The following is a 200-nucleotide window of genomic DNA, read 5'->3' on the forward strand; positions in this document are numbered from 1 at the left end:
CTTGCTCGCGAAGGCGCCAGTAGCCACGCCGCAGGACTCCCATGAATTCCCAAAGCATCCTTGTCCCGAAAATCTCCACGCTACCCGTCCACGAACCCCGCGCCCGGGCGATCGTGCGCTGGCTGGTGCGCAAGAACATCGTCAAGGAAGAACTCACCACCTGCGGGCGCACCGGCAACCGCATGGGCTATGCCCTGGCC

General features: G+C 64.5%; 1 pseudogene. It reads left to right on the top strand.

The window, feature by feature from the left end:
* Nucleotides 1–41: 41 nt before the first annotated feature.
* Nucleotides 42–200: pseudogene (locus HX846_RS32430) on the top strand (sugar ABC transporter ATPase); the annotation flags it as partial.

Origin of the sequence: Pseudomonas sp. K5002 (assembly GCF_013386655.1) — a bacterium.
Classification (GTDB): domain Bacteria; phylum Pseudomonadota; class Gammaproteobacteria; order Pseudomonadales; family Pseudomonadaceae; genus Aquipseudomonas.